Origin of the sequence: Vibrio nigripulchritudo, from assembly GCF_027924785.1 — a bacterium.
GTDB lineage: Bacteria > Pseudomonadota > Gammaproteobacteria > Enterobacterales > Vibrionaceae > Vibrio > Vibrio nigripulchritudo.
On sequence record NZ_AP027049.1, the window covers coordinates 3849491 to 3875207 of the forward strand.

Annotated in this window: 28 protein-coding genes; 10 read left to right on the forward strand and 18 right to left on the reverse strand. The window is 47.1% G+C overall.

Annotated elements, in window-relative coordinates; genetic code table 11:
- Window positions 1–12: 12 nt before the first annotated feature.
- A complete protein-coding gene (gene ftsY / locus QMG91_RS17540) occupies window positions 13–1221 on the reverse strand; it encodes a signal recognition particle-docking protein FtsY (RefSeq protein ID WP_223095528.1) in 1209 nt (402 codons plus the stop codon).
- Window positions 1222–1302: 81 nt separating this feature from the next.
- On the opposite strand from ftsY, the gene rsmD reads away from it, so the two are divergent.
- On the forward strand, window positions 1303–1902 hold the full coding sequence (gene rsmD / locus QMG91_RS17545) for a 16S rRNA (guanine(966)-N(2))-methyltransferase RsmD (RefSeq protein ID WP_281827961.1): 600 nt from the start codon (window positions 1303–1305) through the stop codon (window positions 1900–1902).
- Complete coding sequence (locus QMG91_RS17550; RefSeq protein WP_004405193.1) at window positions 1899–2165, forward strand: DUF1145 domain-containing protein; 267 nt, start codon at window positions 1899–1901, stop codon at window positions 2163–2165. The genes rsmD and QMG91_RS17550 overlap by 4 nt, the downstream gene beginning before the upstream one ends.
- A gap of 57 nt (window positions 2166–2222) precedes the next feature.
- On the opposite strand, the gene QMG91_RS17555 is transcribed toward QMG91_RS17550, so the two are convergent.
- The 4 genes from QMG91_RS17555 to QMG91_RS17570 all read right to left on the reverse strand — a co-directional run bounded on the left by QMG91_RS17555 (window position 2223) and on the right by QMG91_RS17570 (window position 5074).
- Window positions 2223–2813: a YhgN family NAAT transporter gene (locus tag QMG91_RS17555; RefSeq protein ID WP_281827964.1), complete on the reverse strand. Its 591-nt coding sequence runs from the start codon at window positions 2811–2813 to the stop codon at window positions 2223–2225.
- Window positions 2814–2880: 67 nt separating this feature from the next.
- The gene (locus tag QMG91_RS17560; protein WP_281827966.1) at window positions 2881–3117 is read right to left on the reverse strand and encodes a YecH family metal-binding protein; all 237 of its coding nucleotides are present in this window, start codon (window positions 3115–3117) and stop codon (window positions 2881–2883) included.
- Between the two features lie 48 nt (window positions 3118–3165).
- A complete protein-coding gene (locus QMG91_RS17565; protein ID WP_022552085.1) occupies window positions 3166–3786 on the reverse strand; it encodes a lysoplasmalogenase family protein in 621 nt (206 codons plus the stop codon).
- 919 nt (window positions 3787–4705) lie between these two features.
- Complete coding sequence (locus tag QMG91_RS17570; RefSeq protein ID WP_004405197.1) at window positions 4706–5074, reverse strand: hypothetical protein; 369 nt, start codon at window positions 5072–5074, stop codon at window positions 4706–4708.
- Between the two features lie 235 nt (window positions 5075–5309).
- Here QMG91_RS17570 and QMG91_RS17575 point away from each other — a divergent pair, with 235 nt between their 5' ends.
- Window positions 5310–5639: a DUF2500 domain-containing protein gene (locus QMG91_RS17575; protein ID WP_004405199.1), complete on the forward strand. Its 330-nt coding sequence runs from the start codon at window positions 5310–5312 to the stop codon at window positions 5637–5639.
- Here the strand turns inward: QMG91_RS17575 and QMG91_RS17580 are convergent.
- Together QMG91_RS17580 and QMG91_RS17585 are read right to left on the reverse strand one after the other, a co-directional pair.
- A complete protein-coding gene (locus QMG91_RS17580; protein WP_281827969.1) occupies window positions 5636–6655 on the reverse strand; it encodes an acyltransferase in 1020 nt (339 codons plus the stop codon). The two genes, QMG91_RS17575 and QMG91_RS17580, sit on opposite strands and share 4 nt — an antisense overlap.
- A 105-nt stretch (window positions 6656–6760) precedes the next feature.
- Window positions 6761–7480: an SDR family oxidoreductase gene (locus tag QMG91_RS17585; protein ID WP_022590382.1), complete on the reverse strand. Its 720-nt coding sequence runs from the start codon at window positions 7478–7480 to the stop codon at window positions 6761–6763.
- Between the two features lie 127 nt (window positions 7481–7607).
- Here QMG91_RS17585 and QMG91_RS17590 point away from each other — a divergent pair, with 127 nt between their 5' ends.
- Together QMG91_RS17590 and QMG91_RS17595 are read left to right on the forward strand one after the other, a co-directional pair.
- Window positions 7608–8438 carry a LysR family transcriptional regulator gene (locus QMG91_RS17590; RefSeq protein ID WP_200766342.1) on the forward strand — a complete coding sequence of 277 codons (831 nt, stop codon included), beginning with the start codon at window positions 7608–7610 and terminating at the stop codon, window positions 8436–8438.
- Window positions 8439–8560: 122 nt separating this feature from the next.
- Window positions 8561–9031, forward strand: coding sequence for a Dps family protein (locus QMG91_RS17595; RefSeq protein WP_281827973.1), 471 nt, complete (start codon window positions 8561–8563; stop codon window positions 9029–9031).
- 98 nt (window positions 9032–9129) lie between these two features.
- On the opposite strand, the gene arsJ is transcribed toward QMG91_RS17595, so the two are convergent.
- The 6 genes from arsJ to rhtB form a co-directional block, all read right to left on the reverse strand.
- Complete coding sequence (arsJ, locus tag QMG91_RS17600; RefSeq protein WP_004405212.1) at window positions 9130–10347, reverse strand: organoarsenical effux MFS transporter ArsJ; 1218 nt, start codon at window positions 10345–10347, stop codon at window positions 9130–9132.
- Between the two features lie 88 nt (window positions 10348–10435).
- Window positions 10436–10924: a cyclin-dependent kinase inhibitor 3 family protein gene (locus QMG91_RS17605; protein WP_281827975.1), complete on the reverse strand. Its 489-nt coding sequence runs from the start codon at window positions 10922–10924 to the stop codon at window positions 10436–10438.
- 11 nt (window positions 10925–10935) lie between these two features.
- Complete coding sequence (locus tag QMG91_RS17610; RefSeq protein ID WP_038195715.1) at window positions 10936–11937, reverse strand: ArsJ-associated glyceraldehyde-3-phosphate dehydrogenase; 1002 nt, start codon at window positions 11935–11937, stop codon at window positions 10936–10938.
- Window positions 11938–12006: 69 nt separating this feature from the next.
- Entirely contained in the window at window positions 12007–12339 is a 333-nt protein-coding gene (locus QMG91_RS17615) for a metalloregulator ArsR/SmtB family transcription factor (RefSeq protein ID WP_022552093.1), read from the reverse strand.
- Window positions 12340–12495: 156 nt separating this feature from the next.
- Window positions 12496–13764, reverse strand: coding sequence for an EAL and HDOD domain-containing protein (locus QMG91_RS17620; RefSeq protein ID WP_004405218.1), 1269 nt, complete (start codon window positions 13762–13764; stop codon window positions 12496–12498).
- A 101-nt stretch (window positions 13765–13865) separates the two neighbouring features.
- Window positions 13866–14483 (reverse strand): homoserine/homoserine lactone efflux protein, encoded by a 618-nt coding sequence (gene rhtB, locus QMG91_RS17625; RefSeq protein ID WP_022590379.1) that lies wholly within the window; start codon window positions 14481–14483, stop codon window positions 13866–13868.
- 157 nt (window positions 14484–14640) lie between these two features.
- Here rhtB and QMG91_RS17630 point away from each other — a divergent pair, with 157 nt between their 5' ends.
- Both QMG91_RS17630 and QMG91_RS17635 read left to right on the forward strand, forming a co-directional pair.
- A complete protein-coding gene (locus tag QMG91_RS17630) occupies window positions 14641–15636 on the forward strand; it encodes an alpha/beta fold hydrolase (protein ID WP_200766345.1) in 996 nt (331 codons plus the stop codon).
- 108 nt (window positions 15637–15744) lie between these two features.
- Window positions 15745–16575: a Cof-type HAD-IIB family hydrolase gene (locus QMG91_RS17635; RefSeq protein WP_281827977.1), complete on the forward strand. Its 831-nt coding sequence runs from the start codon at window positions 15745–15747 to the stop codon at window positions 16573–16575.
- Window positions 16576–16581: 6 nt separating this feature from the next.
- On the opposite strand, the gene QMG91_RS17640 is transcribed toward QMG91_RS17635, so the two are convergent.
- On the reverse strand, window positions 16582–17034 hold the full coding sequence (locus QMG91_RS17640; RefSeq protein ID WP_281827979.1) for an EVE domain-containing protein: 453 nt from the start codon (window positions 17032–17034) through the stop codon (window positions 16582–16584).
- A 43-nt stretch (window positions 17035–17077) separates the two neighbouring features.
- On the opposite strand from QMG91_RS17640, the gene QMG91_RS17645 reads away from it, so the two are divergent.
- The 3 genes from QMG91_RS17645 to QMG91_RS17655 are packed head-to-tail and all read left to right on the forward strand — an operon-like array spanning window position 17078 to window position 20635.
- The gene (locus QMG91_RS17645) at window positions 17078–18619 is read left to right on the forward strand and encodes a hypothetical protein (protein ID WP_281827981.1); all 1542 of its coding nucleotides are present in this window, start codon (window positions 17078–17080) and stop codon (window positions 18617–18619) included.
- Window positions 18619–19245 carry a tRNA-uridine aminocarboxypropyltransferase gene (locus tag QMG91_RS17650; RefSeq protein ID WP_045967070.1) on the forward strand — a complete coding sequence of 209 codons (627 nt, stop codon included), beginning with the start codon at window positions 18619–18621 and terminating at the stop codon, window positions 19243–19245. The genes QMG91_RS17645 and QMG91_RS17650 overlap by 1 nt, the downstream gene beginning before the upstream one ends.
- Entirely contained in the window at window positions 19226–20635 is a 1410-nt protein-coding gene (locus tag QMG91_RS17655) for a coniferyl aldehyde dehydrogenase (protein WP_281827983.1), read from the forward strand. Before QMG91_RS17650 ends, QMG91_RS17655 begins: the two co-directional genes overlap by 20 nt.
- On the opposite strand, the gene QMG91_RS17660 is transcribed toward QMG91_RS17655, so the two are convergent.
- From QMG91_RS17660 to QMG91_RS17675, 4 genes are all read right to left on the reverse strand, one after another.
- Entirely contained in the window at window positions 20609–23140 is a 2532-nt protein-coding gene (locus QMG91_RS17660; RefSeq protein WP_281827986.1) for a bifunctional diguanylate cyclase/phosphodiesterase, read from the reverse strand. The two genes, QMG91_RS17655 and QMG91_RS17660, sit on opposite strands and share 27 nt — an antisense overlap.
- Window positions 23141–23347: 207 nt before the next feature.
- A complete protein-coding gene (gene yigB / locus QMG91_RS17665; protein WP_281827988.1) occupies window positions 23348–24070 on the reverse strand; it encodes a 5-amino-6-(5-phospho-D-ribitylamino)uracil phosphatase YigB in 723 nt (240 codons plus the stop codon).
- On the reverse strand, window positions 24070–25005 hold the full coding sequence (gene xerC / locus QMG91_RS17670) for a tyrosine recombinase XerC (RefSeq protein ID WP_004408835.1): 936 nt from the start codon (window positions 25003–25005) through the stop codon (window positions 24070–24072). The genes yigB and xerC overlap by 1 nt, the downstream gene beginning before the upstream one ends.
- Entirely contained in the window at window positions 24980–25684 is a 705-nt protein-coding gene (locus QMG91_RS17675; protein WP_281827990.1) for a DUF484 family protein, read from the reverse strand. The genes xerC and QMG91_RS17675 overlap by 26 nt, the downstream gene beginning before the upstream one ends.
- Window positions 25685–25717 lie beyond the last annotated feature (33 nt).

Below are 25717 nucleotides of genomic sequence, written 5' to 3' on the forward strand. Positions count from 1 at the left end.
TGTTCGCCGTATTTAATCTTCTCGGCTAAATAGTGCATCAATAAACTCTTGCGTTTCAAATGGTCGCAAGTCATTGATACCTTCGCCTACACCAATATAGCGAATTGGAATCTTAAATTGATCAGCAATGGCGAAAATTACGCCACCTTTGGCAGTTCCATCAAGTTTTGTTAGCGTAATGCCCGTAATTGGTGCTACTTCGCTGAACAGTTTTGCCTGACTGATGGCGTTTTGCCCGGTACCCGCATCAAGCGTTAGCATAATTTCGTGTGGAGCTGAGCCATCAATCTTCTGCATCACACGCACAATCTTGCGAAGCTCTTCCATCAGGTTGCTCTTGTTTTGCAAGCGACCCGCAGTGTCGGCGATCACCACGTCTACACCACGCGCTTTCGCTGCTTCAATGGCATCGTAAATCACAGAAGCACTATCGGCACCCGTGTGTTGGGCGATCACAGGGACATCATTACGCTGACCCCATACCTGAAGTTGTTCTACTGCTGCAGCGCGGAAGGTATCACCCGCGGCTAACATGACTTTCTTGCCCTGAGACTGGAACTGTTTCGCAAGCTTACCGATGGTGGTCGTTTTACCAACACCGTTCACCCCCACCATCAGGATCACGTAAGGGGTCTTGGTTGTATCAACTTCAAGTGGCTGCTCAACGTGACTCAGGATGTCTGCCATTTCTTCTTTCAGCAGACCATAAAGCGCTTCGCCGTCTTTTAAATCGCGGTGAGAGGCTTTTTCCGTCAGGCTGTCGATGATTTTCACTGTGGTGTTCATACCCACATCGGCAATCAGAAGCTGCTCTTCCAGCTCTTCAAACAGGTCTTCATCGATCTGCTTGCCTTTGAACATGCCAAAGAAACCTGCACCGATGTTTTCTTTGGTGCGACTCAGGCTACGCTTCAGGCGAGTGAAGAAGCTTTCTGTTGGCTTTTCCTGCTCAATCACTTCAGGTTTAGCGGGCTCCTCAACGATTTCTTCCGTTGTCTCTGCCTGCTCGGGAATGTCCTGCGTGTCTTCTAGGGTTTCATCCACTGTTTCAGTAACAGCTTCTTCCTTAATTTCTTCAGCGACAGGAGGCTGTGATGGGGTTTCTGGCTGCTCTGTTTGTTCTCCAGCGCCATCTTGCGTCTGTTGGTTGGCTTGCTGGTTTTGCTCTTCTTCACCAAAGCCCAGCCAAGACAATAATCCGCGTTTTTTCTTACCTGTCATCGGGGTTCCTAAATAAACATCAAAAACTTTCTGGTACACTTGACCGCGTATACTATCACTTTATTCTCGGTCAAAAAATCTATGGCAAGACGTCGTCAGTCAAACTCATCACAAAAAAAACAATCCAGTGGCTTTGTCAGAATCATCAGCGGGCTTTGGCGCGGCAGAAAACTCCCTGTTCACGATGCTGAAGGGCTGCGCCCAACTACCGACCGAGTCAAAGAAACCTTATTCAACTGGCTGGCTCAGGATGTCCCTCAAGCGAAGGTTTTGGACCTTTTTGCAGGTTCGGGGGGTCTTGGGTTCGAAGCGGCAAGCCGTCAGGCGAGCAGTGTCACTATGCTGGAAATGAATCCTCAGGCACACAAGCAATTGCTTGCCAATATCCAAACGCTGAATACGGATTCCATTGAAGCCATTCATGCCGATACGTTGGACTTTTTAAAACAGACCGGCACGGCACACGACGTGGTGTTTATCGACCCGCCTTTTCGAAAAGACCTGTTGGACGCTGTGATACATTTGCTTGAACAAAATGGCTGGTTAAGCGCCAATGCGATGATTTATATTGAAGCGGAAAAAGAGCTGGCTCTGGATTCCATTCCGGCTCATTGGCAGCTGTACCGCGAGAAAACCGCGGGGCAGGTTTGCTACCGTTTGTTTGAAAGGGAAGAGAAATGAAGATACTTCTGGTTCTTGCGAAAGCAGCCATCGCGTTTGTCTGGCTGGTCCTGTTGGTGAATATTTTTCATCCGTTTCCAGGCAAAGCGGCCATTGCTCTGTACATCATGACCGCATTTCTGTTCATCATGCATGGTTTACAGATGTTAATTTTCATTGGTGCATTTGGCGATAAAGTTCAAACCACGCGTTGGGAAAAATGGTCGATATTGCTGTTTGGTATTTTCTCGCTATTGGATATCCGCCGAAAATACATGATGTAATAAAAGGAAGCCGCAACAGATGTTGCGGCTTCTTTGTTATTAAGCGGAGTCATTAGATTAGGTAGCCTTGAAGTATGAACTAACACCATCCAGAAACATTTGGGTGGAGATGATCACCAGAAGCAGTCCCATCAAGCGCTCGACGGCTTTTAGACCACGTTCTCCCAACAGTTTATGGAAGAAATCGTAGAACATCAGGATCAGGAAGCTGGCACCCCAGGCAATCATTACGGCTCCTGACCACTCCCACAGCCTGTCCGGAGCCTGGTTAGAAAGAAGTAGCAACGAGGCGATCACCGAAGGTCCTGCAATCATAGGGATGGCGATAGGGACAATGTAAGGCTCTTCACCTGCGGCAAGCCCGGTTACGCCACCTGGCTGTGGAAATATCATTCGAATCGCGATGATAAAGAGGATGATCCCCCCAGATATGCTTAACGTTTCCGGCTGGACATGCAGGAAGTTCAGAATTTTCTGACCCGCAAACAGGAACAGCATCAAAATCAGCAGCGCGAAGAACAGCTCCCGAACCAGTATTTTTCTTCTTCGCTTAGGGTCCAGATGTTTAAGGATGGACAGCAAAACCGGAAGGTTGCCGAGTGGGTCCATAATCAGAAACAACATGACAGCAGCGGATAAAATATCCATCAAAAATCTCAAGTCGACATCAAATGCCGACAAGTATATACCTCAATTGGACTTAGTTGCATTTTGTTTAGTGGGAGCAGACTCGCGCTGCGTTCAGAGAGATAAGTTCACCTTCAACAAATACTTTCTGCCTTTGAATGAAAAACTCTAATAAGGCTTCAATGGTCATGCCTTCTTTGCTGCAAGTATGAAAAGTCGCATCCGCACCGAATTCTGCTTCAATTTTCTGAGTCAGACCTTGAATGGTCAGTGGTTGCTCGGCAAGAAGGTTAAGCACTTGGTGTGCATGAATAGACTGGGACATAGGACCTCCGAAATACGCTAATGAGGATTTAGCGTAATGGAAGCTCGACTAGGCTGTTTGATGTAGAGCAAAGATAATGGATAAAGCGATGAAAAACAGCGCAACAAAGTAGCTGACTGATCCCCAGGCTTCTCCGTTCTGAACAGGCTTTCTGTAATGGTGGAGAACAAAAAGCATTTGTGACGCCAGTAAGACCAAGCTGCCAATAAAGCCAATCAGGCTAAACAGGCTCATTTGCGCTAGCCAGACTTCTCCCGAAGCCCATAGCAACTGAACCAGCACCATTCCCATCAAAGTCACAGGGGCAAGTAGTGTGTCGAGCTGCGGAAGCATTAGCAGAAATACAATTACACCAGACGCAAACAGGAAAGCTGGTAACCACCAAATGATCTCGCTATCAAGCTGGGACCAGTATGCACCACTAATAGCGGCAATCCCAACAAGGTCGAAGGCAAACGCAACTTTGGATGTGGGCAGAGTCAGTCCACGAACCAAGTCACTCAGGCACAGGGTAATAAAACCTCCTAGCATCCATTGCGTTGCATCTGCATTCGGTGCAGTGACCCAAATAGCAATGCACAGCAATGCAGCAACAAGCGGTCGGAAGATCGCGTTACTTTTATCACCGGAGCTTTGGGTTGCAATGTCTAGTAGGTTGGTTTGCTTCACGTGCTATTGACCTCTTAATAACCGTTCGCCAAATTCAGCTACTCTTAAAGTAGAGGGTCAGTGTAGAGAGAGCTCAAACGAAGTCCAGAGACAAATGCTCAATATTCGATCTGGATTAATCTTCAAACGGTAAATAAGAACAGACATTCAACATACTGACACATAACATTAACAACGTTTGTAAATCTCTCGCCTTGTATCACTCATTGTCAGTTTCTCTATAAAAACACCATTCAAATAGAGAAATTCCACTTTTCAAACTTATAAAACCAATCTAAGTAAAAATTTAATCCATTGTTTTTAAAAAGATATAAACTAAAAACATTAATAAGAAGTCTCTAAGTAAAACACGAAGGCAGTATGTCATTCTTAATTAAATCTATCTTAATAACCACCATGTTGTTGATATCTATTCTCAATTAAAAACAACCCAACACATAGAAAACACCAAAAACAACGTTTTATTAGACCAAAAACGATCAGTTACACTCTAGACCCCATTTAAACAAGACAACTATTAGAGCAAAATAGAAACAAAATAAAATCAATTAAATACAACAAGTTAATAAGAATCTTTAAAGAAAAACCAAACATCGAACAAATATAAAACAACAAAAACCCTGACATTAAAGTGACGGTTTTCGGTCACTTTAAGAATAGAAAACTTATACTTTTGAAAACCAGATCAAATAAAACTTGATCAACCCCCAAAAGTAATGCTATTCTTTTTGTCAACGGTTAAATAAAGATTTTTAGGAGCAGTGTTATGATTACACCTTCCCAAAGACAAGGACTTGTGATGATTGCAGTAGTTGTTGGTTTGATGACGCTGCCAATGCTTTACGTATAAGTTTTTGACTCATACCCCAACGAAAAAGGGTGACGCAAATGCGTCACCCTTTTTCGTTTTATCTGTATTTTAAAGATGCTTACTTAATTCTTGCCAATGTGCGTAGTAAAAGCTCAGCGCAGCTAAGGTGATCAACACCATCAAGCTGAGTGCGACTCCCCATATAAATCTCCCACTTCTTGGGGTCAGTTCCTTTTCACACTCATCACAAAGCTTTAAAAACTGCCCCGGATTATCCAGGTCAATATCATTCTCATCATTCACCAATGAATCCCGGGTGGCAGCGACTGAGCGAAGTTTGTCGATCACATCGTGAGGCAAACGTTCTTCACAACTACTGATGAGCTGATCCATATTCGCGCCAGATGCGTGATACTGCTGGCGCAGCAGCTTTTCCAAGCGACGGGTTCGTATCACGACTTTTTCGATATCTGACATAAGAGTGCCTCCTTACAGAGAAGTACCGGACTTTGTCCATGTCTCTAAACCAGTTTCATAACTGATGACAGTATATAAGTACCTAACTCGCTGTTTTATGGCTATCCTCGTTTGAATTTAGCGCATTTACGGCAACAAATTCTCTAGCTAGATCACGCTTTGTGCCGCACTTATATGACGAACACGCCTCTGAGAGTAAAATTGAGCTCCATTGTGTTTCAAAGATGATACTCACATGCCTGTAACTCTATTCGCTCTTCTACTTGTACTGGCTATTGCGGCTGGCTGGTATTTTGTTCGCTTTCAGAAACAACACACGTTAGGCGAAGATGCGCCTGAGCAAAAAGCCGAAGTCACGGTTTTGGACAAACAAATCATTGATGTCCCCGACGCACAGCCCGGCGAAGAACCTCAGGAGTATTGGATCTACGTCCAGAAAGGGAAAGTCGGACCTAAACGCGAATTTCAGATTGGTGTTCACTACTATCAGGCACTGAATCCAGGCGATAAAGGCACACTGACCTATCAGGGTCAGAAGTTTCTTCACTTTGCGATGAAGCGCTAAGGCACCAACCACCGCGTATATCGCGTCCTGGACAACCCCCAACTTAAGGCAAGGGCACCCGAAAAACCGATCACCGTCCACACTGGAATGATCCAAAGAGCATGGTTGCCCTCATACCAACGCCATTGATATAAAGGTAGCAAAATCAAGGGATGTACCAGGTATATACCTAGACTATGACGGCTTACGAAAGACACGACCTCTTTAGTCTTCCGGCTTAAACTTGGTGCAAGATACCTAATTAACAAAAACAGCGCGGCGGCTTCCACTACTGTGTTAATGGTTTTGTAAGACAGCCACCTTCCTACTCGATACTGCTCCGCTTCCAGACTGAGAGTCACCACTTGATAGGCATTACACAAGATCGCTGCAATCGCTATAGCGCACATCAGCATGACCGACGACCCAGAAACGCGCTCCTGAGCAAACAGCAGATACCCCAACAACAAGTAACCAGAGAAAAGCCATAAGTCGTTTGACCATAGACCATCAATGTAAAACAAATTTAGCGCCGTCGTTGAAAGCCAGACCACCAGCAATGCAATCAAGGGGGAATGATCAGCATGCTTTGCTAAGTGAGCAAGAAACGGCGCGACAAAATAAAGGGGGATGAAATAGTAAAAGAAGCCAAGATGGTAATAGGTTTCGTGACTGAAAAAGCCCGCGATTTTTTCCTGAAATAGTTGCCAGTCCGTAGAACCCGTTGGGGACATAGACGCTATCCAGGCAAAAAAGAGTGACCAGACCAAAAACGGCAGGACCACTTTCACGACTCTTCGTTGAACGTAGTAACGCAAGTCAAACGGTCGACGATCACTCAACAACAGCGCACCTGTGATCATAATGAATATGGGGACAGCCCATCGAATCGCACTGTTTATACTTGCAGCACTCAACCAATGAGAAAGTGGCACATCTCCCAGCATATGTCGATATGGACCCAATACATGAATCGCCACCACAGCGATGGCAGCGACGCAGCGTAAAAGATCCAGATAAAATACCCGTTGTTGCATAAATCTCCCCCGATTTGTCATGAAATATATCAGTAAAATCTCGAGGGGAAATCAGTCTCACCGTCAGAAGAATGTGAAGGTTTAGAAACAGTTATCTACATCACATTATGCAGGCTGGCGAGTAGCCGCAATTACGATCTCACGCACACAAACGTTCTGTGGTTGGTTATAGGCATAGCTGATCGCATTCGCAATGTCTTCTGGTGCAATCACACCGCCCATACCTTCTTTCCAGTCTTCATAACCCGCTTTGATTTCGTCGCTTGTGGTATGGCTTAGCAATTCTGTTTCAACAGCACCTGGAGCAATGGTGATCATTCGAACGCTGTCATCAGCCACTTCTTCGCGGATATTTTCTGTAATGGCGTGCACCGCAAACTTAGTCCCGCAGTACGCTGCATGGCTTGGGAAGGTTTTGCGACCAGCAATACTGCTGATGTTAATCACGGTGCCCGATTTGCGAGCTTTCATTTTCGCCAGTACGACGTGAATACCATTGAGTAGCCCCATCACATTCACATCAAACATGGTTTTCCACTCTTGAGGATTTTGCTCGTGAGCATTGCCCAGTAGCATCACACCTGCATTGTTGATTAAACCATCGACAGGGCCAAACTGCGCTTCTGCTTCTTCAATTGCCGATTTAAAGCTTTCTACATCAGTTACATCGACTTTGCGGCACAAGGTGTTAGGCAGGTTCAACGCTTCAAGCTTTTCAATACGTCGTGCCAGTAGAAGCAGTGAGTAACCCTCTGCAGACAGCTTTTTCGCGGTCGCTTCCCCAATACCTGAACTGGCACCTGTAATAACGATTAATTTGGACATTTTCTTTCTCTCTGTTTGTTTCACCGGAACGAAGGACACTATATGGATAAGAGAAATAAATGATAAATATCGTTTTCTGAGGTTTATGATAAGTTTGAGTTATAGATAAAAAGAAAACGAGTCAATTATGGATCTGCGTCTGCTGAAAAGCTTTGTTGCCGTTTATGAAGAAAAGAACATCACGCTGGCAGCCGAGCGCTGCTTTGTTTCACAGCCTTCTATTTCTAATGCGATAAAACAACTCGAAGAAGAGCTGGATACATCTCTCTTCGTCAGGCATAAAAAAGGGGTGGATCTCACCGATGAAGCCCACCATTTATACCCTTTGGCAATCCGATTGCTTCACGACGTGCAGAAGCTTCCTACCCTGTTTCAGGAGCGCAACCAATGCTTGCCTATCAGGCTGGCGACTTTTCCTGACATCAGTCAGTCTGAACTGGCAAAACTGCTGGCTAAGCTTGCCAGACACGCCCCGAACCTGCTGGTAGAACTGGTGGATCATAATGCCGATTACGATGCGCGTATTTCGTTAGATATGTTCCAGCAGGAAGACGAGATCTTCTCTCCGCTTTGGGAAGAGGACTACGTACTCTGCATGCTGCCAGAACACCCGCTCGCCAGACAGGATTCGGTTGACCTTAATCAGCTGCATCAACACGACTTCATCGAATGCCCGCCTTGTGAAGCTCACCAACAAACGGTCGGTCTTCTTGCATGCGATGGGCTAGCCGTTAATTTGGTGGCCAAAGCGGAACACAAAACCCAAGTCATGCACCTGGCACAAGCTGGGGTCGGTATTTCATTTCTTCCGACTGGGGTTCTGGAAGCCTCGAATATGCTGATCACCAAACCGCTTAACGGTCCTAGAATGTTCCGCCGTGTCGGGCTCTGTTATCCCACCAACACCAGCCTGAACCCCGCACTTCAATTGGTGTTGAAAACACTCAATCGAAACTAAGGTCTATTGGTAATAGTTTTTGACTATTGGTTTTATAATTACAATCGATTTTAACGAACAATAGAAAATCGCTATTCTACTCCCATAGACAGAAAGAATACTGAAAACATTGGGAGAGCATCATGAATACGACACTTATCGGTTTAGACCAACAACAATCTGAAGACCTCGCAAAAGCGCTAAATACGCTTCTAGCGAACTACCAGGTTTTGTACATGAATAGCCGCGGTTACCACTGGAACATTAAAGGGCACGCTTTCTTCGAATTGCATGAAAAATTTGAAGAAATTTACACTGACCTACAAACCAAGGTGGATGAAATTGCCGAGCGTATTCTGACTCTGGGTCATACTCCTCTTCACAGCTTCACTGAATATTTGGAAGTCAGCACCATTGAAGAACACACGCAAGCATTTGATGGTGAAAGCACCATGAAAGGTTTAGTGAAAGGCTTTAGCCAGCTTATCAGCCAGCAACGTGGCATTCTCGGGCTTGCCGGAGAAGCAGAAGATGAAGGTACGGCTGCCCAAATGAGCGACTACATCCGCGAACAGGAAAAGCTGGTCTGGATGCTGAACGCCTGGCTCCAGTAAGACAAGTTTCGAACCTAATCCTTGCACTTTTTCGGGTGACACCCGTTTTAGAGTTCCCCTCTTTACCCGGCTTAACGCCGGGCTTTTTTGTTTTTCAATTAAGCGGTGACAGGCTTATGCTTTGGCAATTTAATGCTGATTATCGCCGTCAGGACGAGGAAGCCAAACGACACCCACAAACACGCCGCCAGCCCTGCGACCTGGAATACCCAGCCAGACAATACCGTGCCGATCAGTCTGCCCATGGCATTTGCCATGTAGTAGAAGCCAACGTCCAGCGATACCCCATCGCCTTTGGCATAGCTGACAATCAGGTAAGAGTGGAGTGACGAGTTCACGGCGAACACCGCACCGAATATCATCAAACCAATCACGATCACCCATTGTGGGTGCCATTCCATCTGCACTGAATACGCAATCACACCAGTGATCACCGCCAGCAGCAGCGCCCAATATAGTGCCGCAGAACCATCTGGAACCCTGCCCTGTGCTTTGCCTGTGATTTTGGGCGCAAACCCTTGAACAAATCCATAAGCGATCACCCAGCTGGCGAGAAACCCTCCCACCCATAGGTGGTCCCAGCCGAAAACAGAACCAAGGTAAATGGGGAGTGCGACCACAAACCACACATCACGTGCGCCGAACAAGAACATGCGCGCCGCAGACAGAATATTGATGCTCTCGGATTTAGAGAAAATCTGACTGAACTTGGGTTTATTTTTCGCTTTACCCATGTTGCTTTCTAACGCAATCAAGCTGCCAATCAATACACAGAAAAGAACAGCTGCCATAATCAACACGGCAGATTTAAAGCCGACAAGCGAAAGCAGTAATCCACCAATGAAGAAGCCCGCCCCTTTGAGCGCGTTTTTAGAACCGGTGAGAATCGCGATCCACTTATAAAGCGCTCCTTGATTTTCATCGGGCACCAATGTCTTGATAGCGCTCTTAGCACTCATCTTATTCAGATCTTTTGCGATACCAGACAACGCCTGCGCCGCCATTACCCATGGTATGGTCAGCCAGCCTGCGGGTACGGCTAACATCGACAGGGCAACTATCTGCATGCCCAAACCGATGTTCATGGTGCGATTTAGCCCAAGCCGGGCACCAAGCCAGCCGCCAATAAGATTGGTGACAACGCCAAAGAATTCATAAAAAAGGAAGAGAGAGGCAATGGCTAATGTGCTGTATCCCAAATCATGGAAATAAAGCACCACCAGCATTCGAAGTGCACCATCCGTGAGGGTAAAGTTCCAATAGTTAAAGGTCACCAACATGTATTGGCGTACGCTTTTACTCAAACCTGAAAACATGACAACTCCCAAGATTTAGGATTGGTCGATCTAATGTAGAGGTTAAACAAGCTTTTGGATCATGATGATCCAAAAGCCATATAAGCTGCTAACCTGCGACGCGTTCGATGTAATCAACCTGAACGGGTTTGGTGAATGCACCTGGGCGAAGAGCCTGTACTTCGCGGATAATGTCTGCAAGTTCCCAGCCTTTTTCCAGAAGAAGGTGCGCAGCAAACAGACCTGTTCTGCCCGATCCCCCCATACAGTGCAGAGCCACTTTGCCACCTTGATTCAGTATCTTGTGCAGCTCTGGGCTGGCTTTTTGCCATTTCGCTGTAAATGCATCACTGGGTGCGCAGTCGTCTTCTATCTCGATCTGGAACCATTTCATTCCCAGTTTTTCAGTGATTTCACCCAGATCACTGACTACTTTGCTGGCTAGCTCGGCGTTATCCAATGCGGTTACAACAGCTTGCACGCCTTCATCTTTAAGCTGTTGAAGTGACGCCTCCAGCGCTACGCCTTTGGTGCCAGGGCAAGGTGTCAGTACCAAGCCACCCGATTCAAGGTCTAAATTCCAGGTAGGATGTGTCATTGCTACTCTCCTTACGCCAGACCAACATTGCGAACCAGCTCAGCGGTACGCGTGGCGTAGCCCATTTCGTTGTCATACCAAGCGTAGATTTTCACCATGCGGGTTCCCACTACCATGGTTGACTGTGCATCCACAATTGTCGAACGCTGGTCACCTCGGTAGTCAATCGACACCAACGGACGCTCTTCAAAGCCCAGAATGCCTTTTAATTCGCCTTCCGATGCTTCTTTCAGAAGCGCATTGACCTCTTCTGGTGTGGTGTCGGTTTTCACATCGAAAATGATATCGGTAAGAGAGGCATTAGCCAGAGGAACACGTACCGCATGGCCATTAATCTTACCTTTCAGCTCTGGGAAGATTTCCACAATCGCTGTCGCGCTGCCTGTGGTAGTTGGGATAAGGCTCATGCCACAAGCGCGAGCTCGGCGAAGATCTTTGTGAGGCGCATCCAGAATGGTTTGGGTATTGGTCAGATCATGAATGGTGGTAAACGAAGACTGCTCAATACCCAGCTTTTCATGAATCACTTTCACCACAGGGGCAATACAATTTGTGGTGCACGAAGCTGCCGTCACAATTTTGTGTACTGCAGGGTCGAAGATCTCATCATTCACACCCACCACAATATTGGCGATGCCTTCTTCTTTCACCGGTGCAGATACCACAACACGTTTGACACCTTGCTCAAGGTATTGATTTAGAAAAGAAGTTTTGCGGTGCACGCCAGTGGCTTCAATCACTACATCACAGCCAGACCAATCTGTGTCTGCAATGGATTGATTTTGCGAAGTGGTAATACGCTGCCCCTGAATCACAATATCCGTGTTCTCTACCGATACTTCATGGTGCCAGCGACCTTGTACTGAATCGAACTCAAGCAGATGCCCAAGTGTTTCTGCATTACCCGCAACGTCATTGATGTGTACAAATTCAATTTCTGGCCAATCGAAAGACGCTCTTAGTGCTAAGCGACCAATACGTCCAAAACCGTTTATACCTACTTTAATCGTCATCGTTCTTTGTCCATTCAAAAATTTAGATAATTGGGTCTGTTGACCTAAGTTTAATCCGTTGCAAAGCCTTTACTGACAAGGTCTGTCTGCACGCTGCAACCGTTCAATGTCTGATTGATATTGCGTTTTTAAGCACTCGGATTTGGCAATGCCCTCTATCACATTGGAGAGCCACCCCGGAAGATCTGCAGCGATTCGGTAATACACCCACTGACCTCGGCGTTCATCCACCAGCACACCGGACTGCCTTAACTGCGCTAAGTGGCGGGAAATCTTCGGCTGACTTTCTTCCAGCGCATCCATCAGTTCGCACACACAAAGGCTGCCTTCTCGAGAAAGCAGCAACAGGCACCTCAGACGGGTTTCGTCTGACAGCATCTTAAAAAACAGGTGGGGTAACATGGCTTAATCTCAATATATTCGCATATCCATATATATTAAAAATCAAACCGATTGGGTCAAGCAGTTTTTCTTGAATTCACGGAATTGTCATAAAAGAGTGAGGTTGCTCCTGAATGAATTCACTCAGGAGCAATAAAGACGAAGTATGCTTTTGCCTTAAGAACAGACGGCTTTAGGTGGAGGCGTTAAGTTGGTGTTTTTGAGGATCATGGTCTGCATGTGTTCGCTCCACGTCATGGCTTCATGTAGCTCATTGCGTACATCATCAACTTTGAGTTTCAGTGACTGACAAAGGGTTTCTACGCCATCCCAGTCCGCATTTTCAAAGCGCTCTTCAAGAGTTAAGAGTTGCCCAAGAGGCCCCTGCCTTTGCAGTAAAGCAATATTGATTTCTGCACACAAAGGCAGTTGTTCTAACAAGCTGTCCATCGAGTGGTCGAGGAAAGAGTCGAGTAGAGAAAACAGACCAATGATAAAGGCTTGATCGCGCTGGCTATCAAACGGTTGATAGCGTGTCATCAGGTGACAGAATCTGGCGCGCTGCAAGGAGAGCTTGTGCAGCTCAAGCGGCTTTTTATTGGAAACGTAAGACGCCACAACCAAAGAAACAAACTGCTTAAGCTTATCTTGCCCAAGATACACCAGAGCCTGACGAAAAGAGGAAATCGGTACAGAGATGCGCGGCGTCATGCCGTTTACAAACCGAAGGAGCTGGTAGCTGAGCGTCACGTCCTGCGTCACCAGTAGCTCGACTCGGTCATAATCCACGTCTGCCTGACACACTTCCTGAAACAGCTCCAGCGCCAGCATTTGTTCAGGTTTTACTGCCCGATTGCGAATCACTTCAGGCTTACTAAAGAAGAAACCCTGGAAGAAGTCGAAACCCGCTTCCCGTGCCGCTTCAAATTCCTGATAGGTTTCTACCCTTTCTGCCAGAAATTTGCATTTCGACCCAGCCGCGATTTTCTGACGAACGTATTCACAGGCTTGCTCCACGCCAACCTGCATCAAGTCGATTTTGATGATTTTGGCGTATGGGACGAAGCGCTCCCACTCCGGACCTAAGTCAAAGTCATCCAAAGCGATGGCATAACCGTGTCGGTGCAGATAGCGAATCGCTTGCAGAAGCTCCTCCGTCGGACGGCAAGTTTCCAGCACTTCTACAATGATCTGCTCTTTGGGCAGCGCCATAGGAAGCAGTCGAACAAGGCTTTCGTGAGGGAAGTTGATGAAATAGCGCGAGGCTTTAGACGTCACTTTACTGCCAAACGACAGGAAGTTTTCGACAATCAGTCGATAAGTCGCTCGGTTGGAGTCAACATGAGCGGGAAACGCGTTGTGTTCCCCATCTCTGAACAGGAGTTCATAGCCTATGGTCTGGCATTTATTATTGAGAATAGGTTGCCGAGCAACATAGGTATACATAGATAATTACCCAAAACCACAAACTGAAGGTATCACTGGTCCGAGAAGATACCGTATTTCGACATATATCGGTAGTCCAAATTGTTAGAGTCTGTTGTGCATTAAGCTCTTGCTGTCGCTAGCAAAGCTCCGCAACCGATAAACATCGAGCCAAATATCCGGTTCATTTTGGACATCACCTTTTCAGATCGAATCAGTTTGCCAAACTGCGCAGCCATTCCCGTGTAAAAGAGCATCACCAATACATCGATAATAATCGTGGTTACTCCGAGTATAGCCAGTTGAGTAAACTGGTCCTGAGCCGGATCGATAAATGGTGGAAGCAACGCAACTAGAAACACAATGGACTTTGGATTGGTCAAATTAATGAAGACTGCGTTCCTCATTAACTGCCATCCCGATACCGTTTTTTGCTCTTCAGATATCTGTAAGCTCGCGGTTTCACGCCACTTTTGGATACCTAGCCAGATTAGGTACGCCACACCAACCCACTTGATCACGGTGAACGCGATCGCAGACTGTGCGACCAAGGTGCCTATCCCTGCTCCCACTAAGACGATATGAAAACTAAGCCCAATTTGTAAACCCAAGATTGCTGGTAACGACTTACGCATCCCATATTTGATACCATTGCTGATCGAGTTCACAGTTCCTGAGCCCGGAGCGAAACTAAATATCGTCGCAGTTGCGATGTACATCAAAAGAATCTGGAGATCCATTCTTACAACCTTTTACCCCAGCCATCTGGCTCTTCAATATGACTAAAACGCTCAAAACCTGAACACGTATTTACCGCAAATGGGCAACCGCCTCTACATCTAAGCGTCATTTTAAGCGTACAATATAGAGATACACAGGCATTCAATAGAGACAACCATGAGCGAAACCGCTTCTTCACATTACCCATTCAGTCAGGAAGACACATTTTCGCAAAATTACGAGCTACAGATTGCGCCTTTTTGGCAACAAAGGCAACACGGCTATGCGAAGGGTAAAAACCAGCGCCAACTCTATTGGGTGTCGTTTACTTCACCAGAGCACACCAAAGCCATTGTGGTAGTAAACGGAAGAATTGAGAGCACCTGGAAGTATCAGGAGCTTTTCTTTGATTTGTTCCAACAGGGTTATGACGTGTATTCTTATGACCATCAGGGACAAGGGCTGTCGGACAGGCTGCTCGATAACCCTGAGTTAGGGCATGTGGTCGAATTTCAGGATTACGTTGAAGACCTCGATTTGATGGTGTCGCAGTTTCACGTGGAACGTTACGATGAGTCTTTTCTGCTCGGTCACTCCATGGGAGGAGCCATCATCGCACGCTACTTACAGACGCATCCGAGCGCGCCTTTTCAGGCGGCTGCGCTCAGTGCACCCATGTTTGGGCTCAATCTTTCCTGGTACATGAAGCCTATTGCCAAAACGCTGAGCCGCATCATTTCCTCTTTTTCAAAAGCCCCTGACTTTGCGCCCGGGCAAGGTCCTTACTGGATCAAGCCGTTCGAGAACAACCCGTTAACCTTCAGCAAGACCCGCTACACCTGGTTCCGTGAGCTGTATGAAACCATGCCACAACTCAAACTGGGCGGACCAAGCAGTCATTGGGTCTGGCAAAGCCTCATTGCGGCGCAGCAGTGCGTAAAACACGCCGCCGACATCAAAACCCCTTTGCTGTTGCTACAAGCTGGTGACGATATTATCGTCAGTAATGAGGCTCAATCAGCCTTCATCAATAACCTGAAACACGCCAATTTACCTAACGACAAACTGGTATTGCCTGACTCCCGCCATGAACTACTGTTTGAACGCGACCACATCCGAAATGTCGCGCTGTCTAAAATTCTAGGCTTTTTCCAGTCAAAACAGAGTACTTAAATCGAAACAAAAAAGAGGAAATGGGGAATTACCCTCTTTTTTGTGTGTCTCCTGTTTTACACTAAAGCTGTTGATGATTTACCCAACTAAAGAGATCTTCTATTCCCTATGACTAGCAACGTTAGCCACTCCGAATTTCAAATCGTCGCCTCCGATCTTGATGGCACTCTGCTCGCCCCTAACCACCAGCTCAGCGAATTCAGTAAAGCCACTCTGAAATCACTGCACGAGAAAGGGCTTCATTTTATTTTCGCAACGGGCAGACACCACGTTGATGTGGCGGGTATACGCGGTCAGGTTGGTATTCCCGCTTACATGATTACATCAAACGGAGCCCGTGTTCACGACACAGAAGACAACCTGGTGTACAGCCAGAATGTGCCTGGCGCCCTGGTGCAACCCATCATAGACATCATCAAAGAAGACAGAGAAATCATCATTCACATGTATCAGGACGATCTTTGGTTGCTGGACAGAGAAGATGAAAAGCTAAAGAACTTCCATGAAGAATCTGGATTTACTTACCAGCGATTCGACGTTAATCAAGCTCCTACCGACGGTATTGCAAAACTCTTCTTTACCTATCCGGATCACGAGCATCTGGTGCAATACGAAGAAGTCCTAAATGAGCATTACGGCGATAAACTGAATGTCGCGTTTTCAACGCCTTGGTGTCTTGAAGTGATGGCTGCGGGGGTATCCAAAGGTGACGCACTGGATGCGGTAGCAAAGCAACTCGGGCTGACTTTGCAGGACTGCATTGCATTTGGTGACGGCATGAATGATGTTGAAATGCTGCAAATGGCGGGTAAAGGTCTGGTAATGGAGACGTCTCACGAGAAAGTGAAGAAAGCATTACCGAGTAATGAAGTCATAGGGAGCAACGCGAACGATGCAGTTGCTCACTACCTTGAAGATCATTTGCTTTCTGTTAGATAAATCATCTTATTCTTGATCCAGAATCGTCTGCCACTCCCGCTCTGATACAGGCATGATGGACAGGCGATTCCCTCTCTTCACCAACGGCAACTCCGAAAGATCAGTTAAGGACTTTAGCTTCGCCAGCGGAATCAGGCGGTCAAGTTTACGTACAAACTCGATATCCACCATGACCCATCTAGGATTATCCGGGTCTGATTTTGGGTCAAAGTAATCGCTTTCAGGGTCAAACTGAAAATGATCCGGGTAGGCTTCTTTCACTACTTTCGCAATCCCAGCGACGCCAATATGCTTGCATGAAGAGTGATAGATAAAGACCAGATCGCCGAGTTTTACCTCATCACGCATCATGTTTCGTGCCTGATAATTGCGCACTCCCTCCCAACACGACACATTTTTAACCCTAAGGGTATCAATAGAAAACTCGTCAGGTTCAGTTTTAAAGAGCCAATATGACATAATACCTCTCACTTTTTCGAAGGCTGGCTTAAGGTTAATTTTAATGAAATCCCTGTTTTTTACGACTGTTGTTGGCGGTGTTTTGCTTTTGCAAGGCTGTGCTCAGACTGAAACTCCAAAAGCACCCGCTAAAATCACCAAGCCAGTGACCATTGATCAGCCAGAAATCATGCCACAAACCTTTATGCTCCACGGAGAAATGGTACTAGGGCATGAAACCCGAAGCCTCGCTCCCTGTGGTGGAAAGCAGCAATACTGGCTGGACATGCCCGTTGATACATTTCAGCGAGTTGAAGGCTTGGTGAGCCGCCCCTATCAGCCTTTGTACGCTGAACTTATCGGCTACTTAGCACCACCGCCACAAGAAGGGTTTGCGGCAGACTTCACCGCTCGTTTTGTGGTAACTGGCGTTAATCACGTGAGCGCCGAGTCGCCTTCTCGCTGCGCCAAACCGCTCCATCCAACTTTCGCCTCTGGTCATGCTCCCGCCTGGAAAGCTTCTATCGAAAAAGACGCGCTTCGAATTTCTCAAATAGGAAAACAAGACTCACTCGTGCCTATCACCCGAACTGCCATCACACCCAATAAGCGCGAATACTTCTCCAAATCCGGTAATTTAACGCTAACGCGAGCCCATTGTGTCGATAGCAGAAGCGGTGATGTATTTAGCTGGAAAGCGGAACTCAACACTAAAAGCACCGCACTTCAGGGGTGTGCTGCCCTTTCGAATGGCGACTCCAGCCATGACTGGCTTGGTAGCTACCGAGCTCGAAGCACACAAACAGACGGCTTTTCAGTTCAGCTTGAACTCAATGCGGATCACACCGCTTTTACTCACTACCATTACAGCAACGGTGACCCAAGTACCCAAGAGAGCGGCTACTGGCAACAGCTAAATCCTAATCAGGTGATGGTGACCATGACGCACTATCAAAGCCAGCCACTGTTATCGGAACGCATATACACCCGAAAAGGTTCCAGCTTGAAAGCCATCAAAGAGAAGGTGAATGGCATTGTGTACCCCATTCAGGGTGACGGCTTAGAGCTGTTCGCAGACAGCGGCTCTTATACTCAGCAGTTAGACGCTCCAGACATTAAGACTAATGCACCGCTCAAAGACGCCACTGTCGTCTCTTCCAATCAGTTCGATAGCCATGTCGACAAAGCTGTACGTCAGTATTTCACGTTACACAAGACTGATCCCAAAAACACACGTTACCGCTGGCTAAAATACGACTTAAATCAGGACGGTCGACAGGAGCTGCTTACTTACCTGGACTGGTGTGGCGCACAAGGCTGTACCTTATTGATTTTTGAAAACAAAGGCATTGATCAGTGGCGGTTCCACTCTCGTATCACCCAAGTAACAACGCCGTTTAAAATCAGCCAGCATAACAAGCTAGGCTGGCACGATTTGGAACTGGAAGTAACAAATGGCGGGAAGAAGAGCATTCATTCATTGTCGTTTGATGGGATCAGCTACCCAGTCAGCCCAAGCTCAACACCAGAGCTATGGTCACCCTCTAACGCAGTAGTGAGTTTGTTTTCCGATGCTCAGCCACCACAAACAGGTGTGAAGATGTAATGCCGACCGATTCAGACAACAGTGCCTGCTCTCAGTGCCATCTGACATGGAACTGCGTATGTGATGCTCTACCGAGTATCCACACAGGCTGGCGCTTAGTTTTACTGACCCACCCGAATGAGTTTCGCCGGGAAACAAATACCGGACAATGGCTGGAAAAGTCTTTTCAGCATTGCGAAATCATAGAGTGGAATCGAGTGGCACCGCCTGAAAGCCTGTGTTCGCTGCTTGATGATCCATTGGTTGAAGTATTTTTACTGTTTCCCGGTGAAAACAGCCACCCTTTAACCCCCTCTTCCTTTGAAGATAATGGCAAGCACAAGGTATTCATTATTCTGGATGGCACCTGGCAGGAAGCCAAAAAGATGTACAACCGCAGCCCTTGGTTGAAAGCTTTGCCACATTGGAACCTCAAAATGTCGGGCGAGTCTTGTTATTCGCTTCGCAGAAATCAAACTTCGGGGCATTTCTGTACACTCGAAGTTGGCATCCAATTGTTATCATTATCAAATAACAGCAAGAACGAACCTCTGCGTCGGTTTTTTGAACATTATCTGAATGTCTATCAAGCTGAGAAGAGTGGGCATCAATGGAAAGGGAACCAACATGACAACAACTCAGAATAACCCCTTGATTGCGCATTTTCATCGCCAGAAGCTGGCTTTTGAGGGTGAAAAGTACCCGAGCCTGGAAGAAAGAAAGCAAAGACTGAAGGCATTGAAAGACGCCCTGCTCCTCTATCAGGATGAGCTATGCGAAGCCGCTTCGAAAGATTTTGGTGCCAAACATCATTATGAAACACGACTGACCGACATTCTTCCCTGCATTCAGCAAATCAAATACACCAGTAAGCGACTGAAAAAGTGGATGAAACCACGTCGTCGCCATGCCGGTTTGGTGCTGGCACTGTCGCAGGTACGAGTGCAGACTCAACCACTGGGCGTGGTCGGGATTATCGCCCCGTGGAACTTCCCGGTGTTTCTTTCCATTGGTCCTTTGATTACCGCTCTTGCTGCTGGCAACCGTGCCATGATCAAAGTGAGTGAGTACACACCGCGAACCAATCAGGTACTCATCAAAATGCTGCGCAGCATTTTCTCAGCCGAGCTGGTGCACATAGTAGAAGGTGATGCGCAGGTAGCCGCACAATTCTCTTCTCTCCCTTTTGATCACTTACTGTTTACAGGTTCGACAGAAGTGGGAAGGAAAGTCATGCAATCGGCTGCCCCCAATTTAACACCTGTGACTCTGGAACTCGGTGGGAAAAGCCCGGTAGTTATCGGTCCGGACATGACCATGGATGATGCGGCAGAAAGACTGGTTTACGGTAAAACGCTCAATTCCGGGCAGATTTGCGTATCTCCTGACTACGTATTGATTCCAGAAGGGAAAGCCAAAGAATTTGTCAAAGCCTACAAACACCACTTCAGCTATCTCTACCCGTCTGGGGTGAATTGTGACGCCTACACCAGCGTGATCAGCCAGTCGCATTTTGAGCGTATTCAACGCTGGCTGGATGAAGCTGAACAAGGTGGAGCGTGGATTGAACCTGCCAACAAATACTCCATCGACAGCAGTCAAAGAAAGATGGTGACTCAACTTGTGATGGATGCGCCTGAAGACAGCCAGTTGATGCAAAATGAAATCTTCGGTCCTGTGTTGCCCATAGTGGCTTACAAAAATCTGGACGAAGCCATCAAATACATCAACCAACGCCCGAAACCGCTGGCGTTGTATGTGTTCTCTCATGAAAAGCTGACTGTCGAAACCGTTCTGGAAAAAACGCACTCAGGTGGCGCTTGTGTCAATGACACCATTTTGCATGTGGTGGCTGAAGACGCGCCGTTTGGTGGAGTTGGGTCTTCAGGAATGGGGCAATATCACGGAGAAGAAGGCTATTTAACCTTTAGTAATCAAAGAACCGTAGTCGCCAGAAAGAAACTCTACCCTACGCGGATGATTCACCCGCCGTTTCGCAGTATCCACCAGCTAGTATGCAAGTGGCTCCTTCGCTAGCAGTGGTGAAGGCTCTGCCAGATAAAACCCCTGTAAGTAATCGACGCCCAGGTCTTCCGCAACGCGGCAGACCTGCTCATTGTGAACGAACTCTGCCACGGTTCTGGCATCGAACACGTGACATAATCTCACAAGCTGCATTGCAATTTGTCGCTGGCGACGATCTTTATCGATATTGCGAATAATGCTGCCATCCAGTTTGATGGTGTCGGGTTCGAGCTTAATGATTTCATCAATATTGGAATAACCTGAGCCAAAATCGTCCACCACGATCTTCGCACCCAGACCTTTGAAGTGGTTACACACTTCACGCATACGGGTGTAGTCTTTGATTTGTTCGGTTTCCAGTACTTCAATCCCTACCCGCTCCGGTCTCACCATTTTCTGCAAGGCGCTTTCCAAAAGGTACAGAGTTTTGTCGCTCATTAAGTCTTGTGGCGAAAGGTTAATGGAAAAAGATTCGTCACTGTGCGACATTGTTTCAAAGACATGGTTAATCATCTGACGACTCAGGCGCGTATAGATATGAGTACCTTCGATGATGGGTAAGAATTTACCCGGAGGGATCACCTGATTGCCATCTTTGATGCGGACCAGACATTCCTGAGAGACTTTTGTATGGCTGTGAGCGGCAAATATTGGTTGTGCATAGGCTATGACTTTATGGTCGAGCACAGCGCGGCTCACTGAAGCCAGCCAGCTTAGCTGCTCCTGTCGGTTTTCTTCTTCCTTCTCCAAAAGCTTGGCATTACACATATGCCGGTTGTTTTTCATGCCATGCTTGCGAGCTTCTATCGATTTGATCAACAGCTCTTCTACACTCGTATCGGGGAAGTCACGGCGACTGACCAAGCCACCGCATATCGAAACAGATAAGCAATCGAGATCCGGAAGACCAAACGGCTCAAAATTAACATGCTCAATGGCATCCACCAGCTCAGTGAACAGGTGACGGATATAAAGCCCGGTATGATGTGAAGGGAATACTGCGGCCCATTCTCCAACGCCAATGCTGTAAAGCTCTGCGCTGCCACCAAAGCGTTGCCACAGTTGTTCTTTAAAGTACTGGCTAAGGTCTTTCAGAAGCTGATCACCCACCTGATACCCATACTTCTCGTTTACCTGACTGAAATTGGTCAGTTTCACCGTAAGCAGGTGCTCACTAATACGAATCGAGGCTAAACGTTCTTTTAACACTGAACGGTTAGGCAAGCCTGTGCGGCGATCGCGGCGGTAGCTTTCCGTCAGCCTGCGAGCCTGTTCCAACAGCTTCTGCTCCATGTTGGTTTGCATGTCATCCACATCGGCGACGGCGTTGCGGATTAAGGAAAAAAGTGGAGAGACGTGATGCTGATAAGTTGCCCTTTCTTCGCAAACTTCGTTGGTGATGACTTCGTGTTCACGCATTGCCAGATAGGTCAGGCTATGATGCATGATAGTCTGCTGATTCACATCGCGGTACAGCTCACCCAAACAATAAGCGCCGTTTACGCTTCCTGCCGAGGCAAATGGGCGGGTTTCGTTTACATCGTCGATAAAGTCGAGACGCGAGGAGCAATTGTATATGAAGACACTTTCCGGCTGATGGCGGCGCAGGTTTTTTGCTCCAATGCGCACTTGCTCTTCGGTGAGTGACGGATGGTTATAGCAGAACCGAACTTCATCACCTTCTTGCCAATGCGTATCGAACTCTATACCACCATCTTCGAGCTGACGGACAGGCACATACACTTTCTGACCGTTTGCTTCGCCTTTCATCAATGGAAAATCGTACAGTTGTTCAAAAGGTACCGGATTTCCATCGGCCAGATAGCGGTTATACACCTGCTGAACAGGCACACCATCAAGCTTGTAAAGCACGCCATCTTTGGCTTCGGTTATCCGAAAAGTTCGACCAATAGGGTTCCATTCCGCAAAACACCCTCGCCAAACATTCAGATCGTGATTGTGCAAAGCGACAGCAACACAGGCATGATGATAAATCTCGTCACCGCACAACACCCAGCGCCCGAAGAGATTGGGCTGAGATAAACCACCTGCCACGGGCAGCTCGAAAGGCAGCTCGTTGAACGCATCAAATACCTGATAATCCTTTGAGCCAAACAGCAGCGTTTCTTTGTCATCGACTTGTTCAGCAAAACAGATGACGGCTTTGGTTTCTTCTGTAATCTGCAACTGCTCAATCAGTGCCTCACCATCACGGGATTGATCGCCAGTGTAAGGAATAACACAAGCGCTAAGGCGGGTTTCATCCAGCTCGGTAACCACAACCAAGGTTCCAAGATTGACGATATCGCCGTCTTTGATGCAATGACTGGTGCTCTGACCCAGGATAGTTGCGTTGGGAAATCTTTGCTGGAGTAACCGACTGTACTCGACGACAAGGTCGGAAGATTGAGTGGAGAAGACCTGAATCAGGTGCTGGGCGCTTTGATTCGAGGAAAACTGCAATACCTCAGCTTGCAGCTGGCTGAGATCCTGAACCAAAATCGAGTGACATTGCATATTACAGATTATTAACAGATAGAGGTTTTCGCCACTATAACGTTTGCGTATCAGAGGAAAACACGCATCGGATCAACTTTTTCTCAATTAGCTAATAATATTTCAGTTTTTAGTGATTATGCTCCAAGTTTTATGCGACGCCATGTAAAGCAAGAACAACAAAATAAAAGATAGAGCGTAAGTGTCCACTAACTAACATTAATGCAATCAATACCTTACTAGTTTTAATAAACAGCTCATCGTACGGATTTCGACGTCCGGTAAAGTACGCATATGACGGTTCATTGAAATGTTAGGAAACTGATCATTGAACCAGCACGCCATATAACCAGCCTCTTTCGCACCAAACACGTCACTGATTCCATGATCACCTACATGTAGGATAGATTCAGGGGGAAGCTTTAAATGGCTTGCAGCGCGTTCAAACATCTCCGGATGAGGTTTCGCCTTTCCGTCAGGTCCTGCTTTTAACACAAGGGAAAAATACTGAGCAAGCCCTATCTCTTCAGGGTCGACATTGCCGTTAGTGATCGCCACCAGCGGCATGTGTTTCGCCAGTTCGGCCATCACCTGATGCGTTTCTGCCGGAACATCAATTTGATGACGCCAGTACCTTACCTGCTCCATCACTTTAGGAATCGCGGCTTCCACCTCTGAAGCGTCATAGCCTGCATGGATAAACGCTAACCTCAGTTGTTGCTGACGAAGTAAAGTCACGTCGTTGGCAAGCTCTGGGTTCTCCCGTCGTGCCTGTTTTTTAAAGGCAAACCAGTCGTCATTATTGTAAGCGCCGCATTTTGGATAATTCGTTCGAATCCATGCCTGTACTTCTTTCTCTACCCGATGGATGACTGGTACGTTGTCATAAAGTGTGTCATCCAGATCAAAAGTCATGGCTTTGATATCAGAGATAGAGCGGTAGAAGTGCATTATTCGTCCTTGTCTGTTTTATCTTTCTTGCGGGCTCTGGGATGCGCCTTATCGTACGCATTGGCCAGATGTTGGAAATCTAAGTGGGTATACACTTGAGTGGTGGAAATGTTTTCGTGCCCGAGCAGTTCTTGCACCGCACGTAAGTTGCCACTGGATTCTAATACGTGTGTCGCAAAGGAATGACGCAATTTGTGTGGGCTGATGTGGCTGGCAACAGACTGCTTCTGCCCCCACTCTGCCATGCGTTTTTGCACATTGCGGTGAGATATCCTTCCCCCTAATTTGGACACAAACAAAGCAGGCTCGTCAGGAGACGCCAGTTCACCGCGCACTTTTAGCCAGTTAGACACCCACTCTTTGGCAAGCCCGGAGAACGGTACTTTACGTTCTTTGTCGCCTTTACCCACCACGCGCAGCTCGCCCCGCGACATCGAAATGTGTTTCACGTTGATGCTGACCAGCTCTGCCAGACGCAAGCCTGCGCCATACATGAGTTCCATCATTGCGCGGTCGCGTACCGATAGCGGATCATCTTCATTCACTTCAAGCAGTTGACCCACTTCATCCACATCCAGATTCTTGGGTAACGGACGTTGCTTACGAGGCGCGGACACGCCTTTCGCAGGATTAGCCTGCAAATCGCCACGTAGAATGAGGAAATCAAAGAAAGAACGAAGGGAAGACAATCGAGTTGCAATGCTGCTGGGCTTCATGCCATCGCGCATGCCTTTACTGGCAAGCTGTCGAACCCAGGCGGCATCAACTTGTGACCAGTTTTTTAATCCTAGGGAGACCAGATGCTCTGCCATACTGGTCAGCTGAAGTTTGTAATTCCTTTGGGTATGAAGGCTAAGCCCCCGCTCACTTCTTAAAAATTCGTAGAAGCTATCGAGAGGCTTTTGAATACTACTTGGAAGAGGTGCATTGGACATGAGGGCTCTCTTCATTCTGCCACGAAAGAGTTTCCACCAAATGGCTGACCACCAGCGTCAGATGACGCAAAAACAGAGTATCCATATTAGGCTGGAAATGACCGCCATCATCACTGGAAAATGCAATGATTCCCAACGGCTTCTTTCTGATTATAGGCAAAATGGCAAACGAACCCAGTTCAGAGACCGTTTCGTCACTGAATAACAGAGTGCGATCCGTCTGCTTCAAACGACCTAAGAAGGCGTCTTTACCGTTAAAGTGGTTGGTCGCAAAGCGCTGGTATTGCTCCTGAGACACAGCACGCTCGCTATCGGGAGCATTGAAGACCTTCATCCACCCTTTCAGCCCTAACTCACGCGCTTTTTCTTCAATGCATTGGGCAACCTGATTCAGGTTGTCGCATTGAAGTACCTGCTGCTGCAAGTCCATAAACTCATGGAAAGTACGATCATTGTTTGCCGCCAAAGACATCAACTGGGTGATCTCTTCTTCCAGCTCTTCAATACGCTGACGGTGGCGGTTCAACTGAACTTCTACCAGAGAGACAGCCCCTTGCTGGCGATGAGGGATCGACAGACACTCTACCAAATCAGCGCGATGCTGAAAGAAATCTGGGTTGTCTAACAAATATTCCGCGACAATTTCTGCTGTCAGAGCATCGGCTTCTGGGTAAGACAAAATGTTTCCTTATCTGTATTAGGGTCTGTTGAC